This is a genomic window from Prescottella sp. R16 (genome assembly GCF_030656875.1).
Lineage (GTDB): Bacteria > Actinomycetota > Actinomycetes > Mycobacteriales > Mycobacteriaceae > Prescottella.
In genome coordinates this window covers 2,217,504-2,232,468 of record NZ_CP130943.1, presented here as the reverse complement: position 1 = coordinate 2,232,468, position 14,965 = coordinate 2,217,504, and the positions used below count along the sequence as shown (strand labels likewise).

The window sequence follows — 14,965 nt, the reverse complement described above, 5'->3', positions numbered from 1 at the left end:
CTACACCGCCGTGCCGGAGTGCAGGGCGTGCAGATCGGTCGCGGTCAGCCCCTCGAGCGTGGTGCGGAAGATCCGGCGCGGCGACTCCGACACCGTCGTGATCGACGGGACCACCAGCACGGTGCAGCCGGCGGCGTCGGCGGACGCCGCACCGACCGGTGAATCCTCCACGGCCAGACAGTGCTGCGGATCCACCCCCAGCAGTTCGGCCGCGCGCAGGTAGGGCGCCGGGTCGGGTTTACCGGCCGGCACCTCGTCCCCGCACACCGAGTGGTCGAAGTGCTCGCGCCCGAGGGTCTCGAGCGCGAACTCGCACAACTCGCGGTCGGTGTTGGTCACCAACGCCGACCCGAGCCCGGCCGAGCGCACCGTCCGCAGCGCCTGCCGGGCCCCGGGACGCCACGGCAATCCGGCCGAGAAGTGTTCGCCCATGCGGTCGTACAGCCAGCGTTTCGCGTCGGCGAGTGCCTGCGGCGTCTGCTCGAGCCCGAGGGCGGAGAACACGATCGACAGCGCGTTCGCACTCGACGCGCCGATCGTCGCGAGCCGGGTCTCCTCCGACATCGGACCGCCGAGGTGCAGCGACAGTTCCCGCACCCCGATGTCCCACAGGTGCTCGGATTCGAGCAGTGTCCCGTCCATGTCCCACAGCACAGCGCGCAGCGTGCTCGACGCCGCCCCGGTTCGATCAAACATTGAAGTACTTGGCCTCCGGATGGTGCAGCACGAACGCGTCCGTGGACTGCTCGGGATGCAGCTGCAGCTCCTCGGACAGTTCGACGCCGATCCGCTCCGGCTCGAGCAGCGCGACGAGCTTGCGCCGGTCCTCGAGATCGGGGCACGCGCCGTAACCGAACGAGTAGCGGGCGCCGCGGTAGCCGAGCTTGAAGTACTCCTCGATGTCCTCCGGATCCTCGGCGGCGACAGCCGTGCCGGCCGCCGTGATCAGTTCCTCACGGACCCGACGGTGCCAGTACTCGGCGAGTGCCTCGGTGAGCTGGACGCCGATACCGTGCACCTCGAGGTAGTCGCGGTAGTTGTTCGCCGCGAACAGCTCGTTCGCGAAGTCCGCGATCGGCTGGCCCATCGTCACCAGGTTCATCGGCAGCACGTCGACCTGCCCGGTCCGGCGGGCGTCCTCGCGGGAGCGCACGAAGTCGGCGACACACAGGAACCGGTCCCGCTGCTGGCGCGGGAACGTGAACCGGAACCGCTCGGGCGCATCGGGTTCGGGCGACTCGAGCAGGATCACGTCGTCGCCCTCGGAGACCACCGGGAAGTAGCCGTACACGACCGCCGAATGCTGCAGGATGCCCTCGGCGGTGAGCCGGTCGAGCCAGTACCGCAGCCGCGGCCGGCCCTCGGTCTCGACGAGCTCCTCGTACGTGGGCCCGTCACCGGCACGCTGCCCACGCAGCCCCCACTGGCCGAGGAACAGGGCCCGCTCGTCGAGCAGGCCCGCATAGTCGGCGAGCGCGATGCCCTTGACGACTCGCGTCCCCCAGAACGGCGGGGCCGGAACCTCGACGTCGGCGGCGACGTCGGAACGCTCCGGCACCACGACCGGGGTTTCGGCGGCCTTGCGCTTCGCGGCGATCAGCTTGGAACGTTCGTGCCGCGCCTTGCGCTCGGCGGCCTTCTCGCGGGCGGCGATCGCCTCCGGGCTGTCCGGATCCGGGCCCTCGCCGCGCTTGATCGCCATGATGGTGTCCATCAGGTGCAGGCCCTCGAACGCGTCGCGAGCGTACGACACCTCGCCCTCGTACACCTCGGCGAGATCGTTCTCGACGTACGACCGGGTCAGGGCCGCGCCGCCGAGGAGCACCGGGAACTGCTCGGAGACACCCTTGGCGTTGAGCTCCTCGAGGTTCTCCTTCATCACGACCGTCGACTTCACCAGCAGACCGGACATGCCGATGACGTCGGCCCTCTTGTCGATCGCCGCGTCGAGGATCGTCGCGATGGGCTGCTTGATGCCGAGGTTGACGACCTCGTACCCGTTGTTGGACAGGATGATGTCGACGAGGTTCTTGCCGATGTCGTGGACGTCGCCCTTGACGGTGGCGAGCACGATCCGGCCCTTGCCGTCGTCCCCGGTGGACTCCATGTGCGGTTCGAGGTGCGCGACCGCAGCCTTCATGACCTCCGCGGACTGCAGCACGAACGGCAGCTGCATCTGGCCGGACCCGAACAGCTCACCGACGGTCTTCATGCCCGACAGCAGGGTGTCGTTGATGATCGCCAGCGGCGGCACGGTCGTCATGGCCTCGTCCAGATCGGCCTCGAGCCCGTTCCGTTCGCCGTCGACGATACGGCGTTCGAGCCGCTCGAACAGCGGCAGCGCCGCCAGCTCCTGCGCGCGGGACTCGCGCGCCGACGCCGCCGACACACCCTCGAACAGCTCCATCAGCTTCTGCAGCGGGTCGTAGCCCTCGCGGCGACGGTCGTAGACCAGATCGAGCGCGGTCTCCCGCTGTTCCTCCGGGATGCGGGCCATCGGCAGGATCTTCGACGCGTGCACGATCGCGGTGTCCAGGCCGGCCTGTGTGCACTCGTGCAGGAACACCGAGTTCAAGACCTGCCGCGCGGCCGGGTTCAGGCCGAACGAGATGTTCGAGATACCGAGCGTGAAGTGCACGTCCGGGTAGCGGCGCTTGATCTCCCGGATCGCCTCGATCGTCTCGATACCGTCGCGCCGCACCTCCTCCTGCCCGGTGGAGATCGGGAACGTCAGCGCATCGATGATGATGTCCGACTGCGACAGCCCCCAGTTGCCGATGATGTCCTCGATCAGGCGTTCGGCGATCCGCACCTTGTGCTCGGCGGTACGGGCCTGCCCCTCCTCGTCGATCGTCAGCGCGACGACGGCGGCACCGTGTTCCCGGACCAGCGTCATGATCCGGTTGAAGCGCGAGTTCGGGCCGACGCCGTCCTCGTAGTTCACCGAGTTCACCGCGCAGCGGCCACCGAGATGCTCGAGGCCGGCGCGGATCACCTCCGGCTCCGTGGAGTCGATCATGATCGGCAGCGTCGATGCGGTCGCGAACCGGCTCGCGAGCGCCGCCATGTCGAGGGCACCGTCACGGCCGACGTAGTCGACGTTGAGATCGAGCATGTGGGCACCGTCGCGGATCTGGTCCTTCGCGATGTCGATGCACTTCTGGTAGTCCTCGGCGATCATCGCTTCACGGAACGCCTTGGAACCGTTGGAGTTGGTGCGCTCGGCGATCATGAGGATCGACGCGTCCTGCTCGAACGGCACCGACTGGTACAGCGACGACGTGCCGTCCTCCGGCTGCGGATCACGCTGCGCGCGTTCCACCTTCGCGACCGCGTCCGCGACGCGGCGGATGTGCTCGGGCGTCGTACCGCAGCAGCCGCCGACGAGCGACAGCCCGTACTCGCGCACGAACCCGGCCAGCGCCTCGGCGAGTTCCTCTGCGCCGAGCGGATATTCGGCCCCGTTCGCCCCCAGGACCGGCAGACCCGCATTCGGCATCACCGACACCGGCAGCCGCGAATGCTTCGACAGGTGCCGCAGGTGCTCACTCATCTCGTCCGGGCCGGTGGCGCAGTTGAGGCCGATCATGTCGATCCCGAGCGGTTCGAGCGCGGTCAGCGCGGCCCCGATCTCACTGCCGAGGAGCATCGTGCCGGTGGTCTCCACCGTCACGTGCGTGATGATCGGTAGCCGGCGTCCCAACTTCTCCATCGCGTGCTGGCTGCCGATGACGGCGGCCTTCGCCTGCAGCAGGTCCTGGCAGGTTTCGACGAGGATCGCGTCGGCGCCGGCCTCGATCATGCCGAGCGCCGATTCGGTGTAGGCGTCGCGCAGCACCGCGAACGGTGCGTGCCCGAGGGTGGGCAGCTTGGTACCCGGCCCCATCGAGCCGAGCACGAACCGCGGCAGCCCGTCCCGGCCCGGCCCCATCTCGTCGGCGACCTCACGCGCGAGACGGGTACCGCGCTCGGACAGGTCCCGGATGCGGTGTGCGATGTCGTAGTCGGCGAGGTTCGGCAGGTTGCAGCCGAACGTGTTGGTCTCGACGGCGTCGGCACCGGCCTCGAAATAGGCGCGGTGAATGTCCTTCAGTACGTCGGGGCGGGTTTCGTTGAGGATCTCGTTGCAGCCTTCGAGGCCGAGGAAATCGTCGAGCGTCAGATCCGCGGCCTGCAACATCGTGCCCATGGCGCCGTCGCCGATGACAACGCGCTTCTCCAGCGCATCCAACAGGGCCGAGTGGAAAGGTGCAGACATGCCGTCCACACTAGTGGGCGACCGAACCACCCCTGGCCGTAGGCTGGGTGCGTGAGTTCCCCCGAGTTCTTCGACCCCGAACCGGCGTCGGATACCGACGACCGTGACATCGCCGCGGACACCGAGGTGCCCGTCCTGCGCGACCCGGTCCTCGTCGCCGCGTTCGAGGGCTGGAACGACGCGGGCGACGCGGCGTCCGGCGCCGTCGAACATCTCGAGCTCACGTGGGACGCCAAACCACTCGCCGAGCTCGACTCCGAGGACTACTACGACTACCAGGTCAACCGGCCCATGGTCCGGCAGATCGACGGCGTGACCCGCGAGATCGTGTGGCCCACCACGCAGATGTCGCTGTGCAGCCCCCCGGGCGGCGACCGGGACGTGGTGCTGTTGCGCGGCATCGAACCGAACATGCGCTGGCGCAGCTATTGCGCCGAACTGCTCGAGTTCGTCGAGGAACTCGGCATCCACACCGTCGTCATCCTCGGGGCGCTGCTCGCGGACACCCCGCACAGCCGGCCGGTGCCGGTCACCGGCACCGCGCACAGCACCGAGGCCGCCGAACGCTTCAACCTCGAACGCTCCCGCTACGAGGGGCCGACCGGGATCGCCGGGGTCCTGCAGGACGCCTGCGTCAAGGCCGGGGTGCCGTCCGTCTCGTTCTGGGCGGCGGTCCCTCACTACGTGTCCCAGCCGCCCAACCCGAAGGCGACCATCGCGCTGTTGCAGCGCGTCGAGGACGTCCTCGACGTCGAGGTACCGCTCGGCGACCTGCCCGACCAGGCCGAGGACTGGGAGGAATCCGTCACCGAGATGACCCGTGACGACGAGGAGATCGCCGAATACGTGCGCACCCTCGAGGAACGCGGCGACGCCGAATCCGACATCGACGACGCGATCGCGAAGATCGACGGGGACGCGCTGGCCGCCGAGTTCGAGAAGTACCTGCGCCGACGCGGCCCGGGCCGCTTCGGGGCGTGAACGCCTCCAGGACTCCCGGGATCCGCACTCGACTACAGCTCACCGCGCTGTACGCCGGTGGATTCCTCGGCCCCTTCGGCGGCGGAGTCGTCACCTCGATGCTGCCGGAGATCGGTGACGGTCTCGGTGTCGACGCAGCAGCGGCCGCCACCTCGCTGACGGCATACCTGCTGCCGTTCGCGCTCGTCATGCTCGTCTCCGGCACCCTCGGTGCCCGCTGGGGCCGGATGCGGACCGTCCGCATCGCGTACGGGGTCTACCTGGCCGCGTCACTGGCCTGTTTCGTCGCACCCACCCTGGACCTGTTCCTCGCTGCCCGCGTCCTGCAAGGATGCGCCAACGCGTTCACCACCCCGCTGCTGCTGGCGGCGCTCGCCGCAATGACACCGCAGCAGACCCTGGGCCGCGCACTCGGCGCGTTCGGGGCGCTGCAGGCCGCCGGACAGACCACTGCACCACTCATCGGCGGGCTCGCCGCCGAAGCGAACTGGCGGCTCGCGTTCCTCGCGATCGCCGTCGTCGCCGCCGTACTCGGCGCCGTCGGACTGCCCGACGCCGCCCGCGCCGCCCCCACCGGACCACCCGCCCGGCTCCGGGACGCCCTCCGTCCCACCGTGCTGCGGGTCGGAGCCGTCGCCCTGCTCGGGTGGGGCGCGCTCGGTGGGCTCGGCTTCCTCGTCGCGTTCCGCACCGAGAACGTCTTCGGCCTCGACCCGGCGATGCGGGGCCTGCTCCTCACCGGTTTCGGGGTCGCCGGCATCGTCACCGCCCGCCCGGTCGGAAACCTGATCGACCGGATCGGTGCCCGCCGAACGGTTCTCGTGGGCGCCGTCGCGGGCGCCGTCCTCGTCGCCGTCGCCGGCACCGTCGGATCGGTCGCCGTCGTCGCGGCCGCCTGGTTCGTCTCCGGGGTGGCGTCCCAGTTCATCCTCGTCGGCGTCAACGCCGCCGTCCTGGGCGGCGACGGCGGCAACCGCGGCGGCGCGGTGTCCGTGGTCCAGTCGCTGCGCTTCGGCGGCTCCGCCCTCGCGCCCCTCGCCCTCACCCCCGTCTACGCCGCACACCCCTACGGAGCGTTCCTGGTGCCGGCCCTGCTGCTGGCGGTGCTGCCACCGCTGCTCATGCCCCGGAGCCGCGACAGCGCAACCGGGTCCCGTTAGGCTCGCCGCCCGGCCGGGGATCGGGGCGCTCTTTCGGAAACTGTGAGGTGACGGGCTCACCGGCACCGAGAGTTTCGGTATATTTTCAGTTTCCGTCTTGAACGAATTTTTGTCCGTCGGCGACGCGGCCACAGTTTTCGGCTTTTCCTTCGGTTCCGTTCACCACCGAGCGACTACCCTGGAATCGTGACCAGCGCCGCCTCCCCGCCCTCGGATTCCCCGAATCCCCGCCCCGAACGCGCGATCGACATCTACCGACGGGCGGTGGCATGGCTCGAGACGCACCTCCCGCCCGGCTGGTCGATCTCCTCCGATCGGCCCCGCTCCCCCGCCGCCCCCGCCCGGCTGCTGGTGACGGCCCCCGACGGCGACAGCGTCTCCTACGCGATCAGCACCCCCAAGGGCGTTCTCAGCGGCGACGTCGCCCGCATCGTCGCCGAACTCGCCGACAGCGACCGGGCGTTCGTGTGCGCCCACTACCTGTCCGATCCGGTGCGCCGGCAACTCGACGGTCACGGCATCTCCTACGCCGACGCCACCGGCAACGTCGCCCTGGTCGCGGACCGGCCGGCGATCTGGGTGCGCAACCGCGGCGCGGACGCCGACCCGTGGCGCGGGCCGGGCCGCCCGTCCGGTGTCCTCACCGGCGAACCGTCCGAGCGGGTCGTGCGCGCCCTCGCCGACCACGCCGGGGAGATGTCGGTCCCCGACCTCATCAAACTGTCCGGGGCGTCGACCGGTGCCGCATACCGTGTCGTCGAGGTCCTCCAGGAACGCGAACTGATCACCCGCCTGCCCCGCGGCCCGGTCACCGACGTCCACTGGCCGCACATGCTGCGGGCCTGGGCCGCCGACCGCAAACCCTGCCCCACACGGAGTTTCGCCGCCCCCGGCGGGATCGACAACCTGCGGGAACGACTCGCCTCGGCCGCACCGGATCTCGGGTACGCGGTCACCGGCATCGGCGCCACCGACTACGCCGCCCCCACCGTCCTCGAGGTGTACGCCGACGACGTCGACGCGTTCGCCGCCGCCCTCGACCTGCGCCCCACGGACACCGGGGCCGGTGCGGCCACCGCCGACATCGTGGTGGCGACGCCGTGGTCGGCCGTCGTGTTCGACCGCCTGCAGTACCGCGACGGACTGCGCTGCGTCGCACCGTCGCACGCGTACGCCGACCTCGTCGCCGGCCCGTTCCGGCACCCGGACGCCGCCGAATACCTGCTCACCACCATGACCACCGACGAGACCGCGTGGCGGCGTCCCGTCCGGCGAGCCCGGTGACGACCGGCGGGTGTGCACGGGTGTCGGCCCCGCCCCCTAGGCTGTCCCGGTGAGCGATTCAGGTGACGACCGGCTGCGGCTGTTCTCCTTCACGACGGCCGAGAAACGAGCCGAGTACCTGTGGGTGCTGCGCGCGTTCGACACCGCCCGCGCCAACTATGTCGTCCTGCTGCACGCCGGTGACGTCGCCGACATCCTCGGCCGGATCGCCGACGACGACGCCGGCCGGCTCACCGCCGCGGAGATCACTCCCCTGCTCGAGCAACTGCACACGTGGGGGGTGCTCGAACGCAGCTACGACGGCAGCCGGGCCGCAACCCTCGCCGACTACCGCAACCGGCACTTCGTGTACCAGTTCGGACAGGCCGGCTACCTGGCGTTCCGGGCCGTCGAGGACGTCCTCGGTGCCCGGCTCGAGGATGCGACGCTGTCCCGGCTGACACTGCCGGACCTGCTCGCCGACCTCGAGGAACTCGCGGCCGCGAACCGCCGCGGCGACGCCGACCTGATCTACCGCAAGCTGTCCCGCCTGGATGCGACGCTCACCGACATGGCGGCCCGCGCCGCACAGTTCTATCTCATGCTCGGCGATCTGGTCCGCACCACCGAGATCACCCCCGAAGCGTTCCTCGCCCACAAGGACGCGCTGCTGCGCCACATGCAGGAGTTCAGTTCCGACCTGGCCCGGTACGCCCCCAAGCTGGCGGAGGCCATCGCCACCGTCGAGGACACCGGCGTCGACGAGCTGATCGCCCGGGCCGCCACCAGCGACGAGCGAGTGTTCCTGACCCGGGAGGAACGCGAATCCGATTGGCGGGCACGCTGGTCCGGCCTGGCCCAGTGGTTCGTGGCCGCCGCCGGCCCGAGCGAGTCGGAACGGCTGCGCGAGGGCACGATGAGCGCGATCGCCGCGGTACTGTCACTGCTGCGCAGGGTCACCGAGACCCGCCGCGGCGGGGTGAGCCGGGAAAGCCAGCTGCGGCACCTGGCCGGATGGTTCGCCGCGACGCCCACCGAGGAGTCGGCGCACACCCTGTTCGAGCTGGTCTTCGATCTGGGTCGGCCCCGGCACCTGTCCTCGGTGCACCCGGACGCCGACATCATTCCCGAGTCGCGGTCGTGGTGGGACGCCACACCGGTGGAGATCTCCCGCACCCTCGCCGAGACCGGGCGGGCCGCGTCGCCCGGCATGCCGTCGAAGGTGCAGCGCAACGAGGGCGGCATCCGGCGGCTGCGGGAGGGACAGCTGTCCGCGCAGCGGGCGCGGGCGGTGGCGGCGTCGTCGCTCGCCGCGCACGGCGCGTACGACCGGGTGCTGGACACCGAGGAGACCGACGTGCTGCTGAGCCTGCTCAACGCCGCGCTGACGGCCCGGGTCCCGGTGAGCGGCGCGGTCTCCGATTCGACGGGCGCGGACAGCGGGGTGCGGTTGACGCTGAGCCCGCACACCGAGCCGACGGTCGTGCAGACGGCCCGCGGACGGCTGTACCTCGACGGACTGCAGGTGAGTGTGAAGTGACCGTCTCCCCCCTCGACCTCGACTCGTATCAGCGGGCGGCCCGCGTCGTCCTGTCGAACCATCTTGTGACGCAGTCCTATCCGGACCGGACTGCGCTACCGCTGGTGCGGCGCTGGGCCACCGAACTGCGCGACGACCTCCTCGAGCTGTTCGGGTACCGGCTCGAGGTCACCGAGACCACGGCCCGGCTGTTCACGGTCCCCGACCGGATCGGGCCCGGCACCCCGGCCCGCACCACCACCGATCGCACCTTCGACCGGCACCGCTACGCCTACCTGGCGCTCGCGCTGGCCGCGCTCGGCCGCGCCGGCAACCAGATCACCCTCTCCGAGCTGGCCGATCACGTCGCCGCCGACGCCACCCGGATCCCCGGCGTGGAGCTGTCGACCGACCGGTCCACCGACCGTGACGCGTTCGTCGACGCCGTCGGCTGGCTCGCCGCGCGCGGCGCGATCGTCCTGGCCGACGGCGACGCCGGCCGCTGGGCGTCGAATCCCGATGCCGGCGAAGCCCTCTACGACATCGACCGGTCCGTCGTGGTGGCCCTGTTCCGGCCGCCACGGGCCCTGCAGCACGTGACGTCGGTGCGGTCGCTGCTCGCCGGCGCACCGGCCCCGGACCCCGACGATCCGGGTGCGAGCGGTTACCGGACCACCGATCCGCGGGAGACGGCACGACGGATGCGCCGGGCACTGGTGCAGCGGCCCGTCGTCTACGCCGACGACCTCACCGACGACGAACGCCTGCAGCTCGCGCTGCCCGGTACGGCGGCCGCCGTCGAACGGCTCACCGGCCTCGCCGCGGAACGCCGCGCCGAGGGCATCGCGATGATCGACACGTCGGGGCGGTTGTCGGACATCCGGTTCCCGAGCACCGGCACCGTCTCCCAGGTGGCGCTGCTCCTCGCCGGGGAGATGGCCGACCGGGTCCTCGACCTCGACGCGCCCGAGCTGCCGGCACTGCCGCTGCCGTCCACGGCGCAGGACATGCTGATCGACGAACTCGACGGCGCCGTCCCGTCCGCCGGGATCTTCGAGCAGCTCGCCGACGACGACCCACCCCCGGCCGCGGACCCGGCATCGGAGGCCGAGGCCGGTCCCGACCCGGCCCGGTATCCGCTGCTCGATCACGAGTGGATCGCCGGCACCGTCACCGAACTGGCCCACCAGTTCGGGCGCACGTTCGCCGCGCAGTGGCAGGCCGACCCCGACGGGCTGCGCCGCGCGGCCGTCACCCTGCTGGACCGCCTGGACCTGGTCCGCGTCGTCACCGGGGAACCCGGTGGCGTCCTGGTGCTGCCGGCGATCGCCCGGTTCCGTGGCGTCGTCGTCACCGTCCGCGAACGCAGCGCCCAGCCCGAACTGTTCCGGGACCCGATATCCGAGGACCCGGTGTCCGAGCCCGGCACCGCGACCGACCCCGAGAACTCCGTAGAGAAGTAGAGGCATCCTTCACATGGCATCTGCGCGCTTCAAGCCGACCCGCGCCGGAATCATCAACCTGTGGGACTACCGCGACCAGGAGTTCTCCTTCGCCGACGGGCGGCTGGTGCTGCGCGGCCCCAACGGGTCCGGCAAGACGAAGGCCCTCGAGGTGCTGTTCCCGTTCGTGTTCGACGGCCGTATCGAGCCGCGCCGGCTCAACCCGTTCGCCGGTGAGGAGCGGACGATGAAGTCGAATCTGCTGTACCGCGGGCAGGATTCGGCGCACTCGTACGTGTGGATGGAGTTCTGCCGCGGCCCGCAGGACGATCCGGAGGCGGTCACCGTCGGTATCGGCATGCGCGCCACCCGGCAGAACGACAAGGTCACCCGCTGGTACTTCGTCGCCGAGGGCCGCGTCGGCGTCGACTTCTCCCTCCTCGACGGCGACGACCGGCCGCTGACGAAGAAGCAGCTGACCGACGAACTCGGCAGCGACGCCGTCACCGACCGCCCCGTCGACTACCGGGCCGCGATCGACGCCCGCCTGTTCGGGTTGGGCGCGCAACGCTACGAGCAGCTGATCAACCTGATCCTGACGCTGCGCCGCCCGCAGCTCGCGAAGAACCTCGACCCGAAGGGCCTGTCGCAGGCCCTCACCGACGGTCTGCGCCCCCTCGACGACCAGCTCGTGCTCGAGGCGGCCCGCTCGTTCAGCGACATGGAGGAGGTGGGCCGCGCTCTCGAGGGTCTGGCCGCCGCCGACCGGGCCGCGCAGAGCTTCGTCACCGTGTACTCGAAGTACCTGGCCCAGCAGGCCCGCACCGACGTCGAGCAGGTGTCGCGTCGCCTCGAGGCGGTGGACCGGGCGAAGACGGTCCTCGACGATGCGGTCGCCCGGCAGGCCGAACGGCAGGAGGAGCGGCGGCTCGCCGAGGACCGGTTCACCGCCGCCGAGCGGGCGCTCGAGCAGGCCCGCGCCGACCTCGACACACTGCAACGGTCGGGCGCGTACGAGGGCAAACAACAGCTCGACGACCTCGCGGCCGCCGTCGAACAGTTGAAGGTGTCGACGGCGCAGCAGGCCGACAAGGCCCGCAAGGCGCAGGCCACGCTCGAGCAGCGCACCGGTGAGGCGTCCCGTGCGACGGAGTCGGTGCGCCGGGCGACCACCGCCCTCGTGCACGCCGAGGAGGAGCTGGCCGCGGCCGCCGAGCAGGCCGGGATCACGTGGACCCCGCTGCCGCAGGATGCGCGGGCCGATCGGATCACCACGACCGTCCGCGGTCTGGCCACCGAACGCGACGACGACGTCCGGGCGGTGCGGGCCGCGCTCGCAACGGTCGACAAGTCGGGCACCGAACGCGCCCGCGCCGACCGGGCCGCGGATCGGGGCCGGGAACTGCTCGACGCCGCCCGCACCGCGGTCGCCGAGGCGGAGGCGTCGGTGGAGTTGGCGCGCGCCGACTGCGCGGCCGCGCTGCGCGCCTGGTGGACCGAGCACTCGGCCGAGTACGCGTCGGTCGGGGTGACCGCACAGACGTTCACCGCGCTGGACGCCGCGCTCGCGCACGCCGGCGACGACGACGCCCCTGCCCTGGCGTCGGTGCTGCACGAGCAGACCCAGTCGGCGCTCGACGAGCAGCGCGGGGTCCGTCGCGACGCCGTCGCCGAGCAGGCAGCGGTGCGGGACCGGATCGTCGCGCTGCGCGCCGACCGCGGCCGGGTCGCCGCCGAACACGACGACGCCCCGGCCGCGGTGCCGTTCCGCACCGGTGACCGTAGTGGCCTGTCGGGGGCACCGTTGTGGCGGCTGGTGCGGTTCGCGGACGGGGTGTCCGCCGAGGACGCGGCCGGTATCGAATCCGCGCTGGCGGCGGCGAACCTGCTCGACGCGTGGGTGCCCGACGGCCCTCTGCCCGAGACCGAGTCCGAGCAGTTCCTGGTGCCGCTGCCGACCGAGCGTCGACCGCACGGCCCGACCCTGGCGTCGGTGCTCGCGGTGGAACCCGATGCCGGGGTGCCGGAACCGGTCGTGCAGGCGATCCTCGAGTCGGTTGCCCTGAATCCCGCCGACGACGCCGCCGCCGAGGTGGGCGTCACCGTCGACGGCCGCTACCGGCAGGGCGTCCAGCACGGCCGGCACGTGCAGGCGCACGCCGAATACATCGGCACCACCGCGCGGGAGCGGCGGCGCGCCGCCCGGCTCACCGAACTCGACGAGGAGATCGCCGCCGCCGAGGAGGCCCTCGCCGCAGCGAAGGACACCGAGGCCGAGACGGCCGCGGTGCTGGACCGGCTCGCGGCCGCTGCGACGGCACTGCCCCGCACATCGGGGGTGTTCGCCGCGCTCAAGAAGCTCACCGAGGCGGCGGGCGCGCTGCGCACACGGGCCGAGGCGACGGCCGGTGCGGGTGACGAACTCGACCACGCGATCGCCGACCACACCGCGAAGGAGAAACAGCTCCGCGCGGTCGCCGCCACGCACCGGATGTCGTCCGAGCCGCGGGACGTCGACGCCCTCGCGGCCGCGATCCGGCACTTCGAAGGGCAGGGCGAGCAGCTGTTGCGGGCCCGCCGCGACCACGAGAAGGAACTCGAACTCCACCGGGAGGCCGAGGAACGCCTCGACGAGGCCCGCGACAACACCGAGGAGTTCGTCGAGGAGGCCGCCGTCGCGGAGGAGAACTACACGCGGCAGCTGTCCCGGCTCGAGACGCTGCGGGACGCTCTCGGTGCGAGCGCCGAACAGATCGACGCCGATCTCGAGCAGGCCCGGTCCCGGATCGAGGTGTGCAAGACGGAGCAGCGGGCCGCCCGCAAGGCGTACGACGCGGCCGTCGAACAGATCGGTAAGGCCGAGGGCGCGCACACTGCGGCCGTCGAGGCACTGCGGGCCGCGCTGACCGAGACCCGGGCGGACGCCGACCGCCTCGCCCCGTACGCGCGGCGTGACCTGCTCGATCTGCTCGGGGTGCCGACCCACCACAGCTGGCCGCAGAGTTCCGCGGCGTGGCTCACCGCGGAACAGCTGGTGTACCGGATCGTCACCGAGGGCGACGTCGACGCCCCGATCCTGCCGCCGGACGTCGCAGCCCTGCAGCGGGCGCTGGAGACGGCGACCGCCGACGTCAAGACCAGCGAGCACGCCCGGAAGGCGACCCGGTCGGCGCTGACGGCGGCCCTGCAGGACTTCGACGCGCAGCTCGCCGCGGCCGGCCAGGACTACCGGCTGCAGTGGGACGCACCCGACGGGCTCACCGTCGTCCGGGTGCAGGACGATCAGGGGTACGCGTCGATCGGCGAGTTCGCGACCCGGATCAGCGCGGCACGCAAGGATCAGGAGGTGCTGCTGACGGATTCGGAGCGCCGCATCCTCGAGGACGCGCTGCTGACCGGCCTCGCGCAGCAGATCCACGAGCGCACTGCCGACGCCCGTGATCTCATCGCCCGGATGGGTTCCGAGATGCGGGAGCGGCACATGTCGTCGGGCTCCACGATCGGGGTGCACTGGGTGCTGGCCGACAACCTCGACGCCAACGCCCGCGCCGTGTCGAAGCTGCTCGACCGCGCCCCGTCGGCCCTGTCCGGCGACGAGTTGGCGTCCGTCCGAGCGCATTTCGCGGCGCAGGTGCGGACGGCGCGGGCCGCGCACCCGGAGCGGTCCTACCCGGAGATCCTCGCGTCGGCGCTCGACTACCGGCGGTGGCGGGTGTTCTCGTTCACCCTGATCGGCGGCGACGGCAGCGAGGACCGGCTCACCGTCGCCCGGCACAGTGCCCTCTCGGGCGGCGAGCAGTCGGTGTCGCTGCACCTTCCGCTGTTCGCGGCCGCGCACGTGATGCTGTCGTCGGCGGATCCGCATTCCCCGCGCCTCCTCGGTCTCGACGAGGCCTTCGCCGGTGTCGACGACAACGGCCGCAGCGAGCTGCTGGGTCTGAGCGTGCAGTTCGATCTGGATCTGTTCATGACCGGCTACGACCTGTGGATCACGTACGCCGGGGTGCCGGGGTGCGCGCACTACGATCTGGCGCATTCGACGGCCGAGCAGACGGTGGGCGCCGCCCTGCTGGTGTGGTCGGGCGGTGGCCTGCTCGCCGAGCACGACGGCAGCAATCTGGCCCACGCACTGGGGTCGCCGATGCGGCGTCGCGTGCCGACCACCGTCGACGGCGGACTCGAGTTCGCTCCCGCCTGAGCCTCCGCATCGCGCCGGCCACCACGTCTCACGGATCGGTGGCCGGCGTCACACGCCGCGCATCCTAGGTGATCCGGCTCACAATGTCACCATTCTGTGACATGAACCTCTCGAGGTTGCGATCTTGAGCGATCCAGCTGTTAC

At 71.3% G+C, this 14,965-nt stretch carries 8 protein-coding genes; 6 read left to right on the top strand and 2 right to left on the bottom strand.

What is annotated here, in order from left to right; translation table 11 throughout:
* Together Q5696_RS10510 and metH are read right to left on the bottom strand one after the other, a co-directional pair.
* Nucleotides 1-696 carry an HAD family hydrolase gene (locus Q5696_RS10510; protein ID WP_305095062.1) on the bottom strand — a complete coding sequence of 232 codons (696 nt, stop codon included), beginning with the start codon at nucleotides 694-696 and terminating at the stop codon, nucleotides 1-3.
* Nucleotides 689-4,258, bottom strand: coding sequence for a methionine synthase (gene metH, locus Q5696_RS10505; protein WP_305095061.1), 3,570 nt, complete (start codon nucleotides 4,256-4,258; stop codon nucleotides 689-691). The genes Q5696_RS10510 and metH overlap by 8 nt, the downstream gene beginning before the upstream one ends.
* A 51-nt stretch (nucleotides 4,259-4,309) precedes the next feature.
* Between metH and Q5696_RS10500 the strand changes: the two genes are divergently transcribed.
* The 6 genes from Q5696_RS10500 (at nucleotide 4,310) to Q5696_RS10475 (ending at nucleotide 14,821) form a co-directional block, all read left to right on the top strand.
* The gene (locus Q5696_RS10500) at nucleotides 4,310-5,239 is read left to right on the top strand and encodes a PAC2 family protein (RefSeq protein WP_370654894.1); all 930 of its coding nucleotides are present in this window, start codon (nucleotides 4,310-4,312) and stop codon (nucleotides 5,237-5,239) included.
* On the top strand, nucleotides 5,236-6,399 hold the full coding sequence (locus Q5696_RS10495; RefSeq protein WP_305095060.1) for an MFS transporter: 1,164 nt from the start codon (nucleotides 5,236-5,238) through the stop codon (nucleotides 6,397-6,399). The genes Q5696_RS10500 and Q5696_RS10495 overlap by 4 nt, the downstream gene beginning before the upstream one ends.
* Before the next feature lie 186 nt (nucleotides 6,400-6,585).
* The gene (locus Q5696_RS10490; protein ID WP_305095059.1) at nucleotides 6,586-7,683 is read left to right on the top strand and encodes a helix-turn-helix domain-containing protein; all 1,098 of its coding nucleotides are present in this window, start codon (nucleotides 6,586-6,588) and stop codon (nucleotides 7,681-7,683) included.
* Nucleotides 7,684-7,756: 73 nt separating this feature from the next.
* Nucleotides 7,757-9,202 carry a TIGR02677 family protein gene (locus Q5696_RS10485; protein ID WP_370654916.1) on the top strand — a complete coding sequence of 482 codons (1,446 nt, stop codon included), beginning with the start codon at nucleotides 7,757-7,759 and terminating at the stop codon, nucleotides 9,200-9,202.
* The gene (locus tag Q5696_RS10480; protein ID WP_305095057.1) at nucleotides 9,199-10,644 is read left to right on the top strand and encodes a TIGR02678 family protein; all 1,446 of its coding nucleotides are present in this window, start codon (nucleotides 9,199-9,201) and stop codon (nucleotides 10,642-10,644) included. Before Q5696_RS10485 ends, Q5696_RS10480 begins: the two co-directional genes overlap by 4 nt.
* Before the next feature lie 13 nt (nucleotides 10,645-10,657).
* A complete protein-coding gene (locus Q5696_RS10475; RefSeq protein WP_305095056.1) occupies nucleotides 10,658-14,821 on the top strand; it encodes a TIGR02680 family protein in 4,164 nt (1,387 codons plus the stop codon).
* The last annotated feature ends 144 nt before the right edge of the window (nucleotides 14,822-14,965 follow it).

Coding starts and splice junctions, on each gene's coding strand:
- Q5696_RS10510 (WP_305095062.1), bottom strand. CDS start 696: ATGTTTGATCGAACCGGGGCGGCGTCGAGCACGCTGCGCGCTGTGCTG.
- metH (WP_305095061.1), bottom strand. CDS start 4,258: ATGTCTGCACCTTTCCACTCGGCCCTGTTGGATGCGCTGGAGAAGCGC.
- Q5696_RS10475 (WP_305095056.1), top strand. CDS start 10,658: ATGGCATCTGCGCGCTTCAAGCCGACCCGCGCCGGAATCATCAACCTG.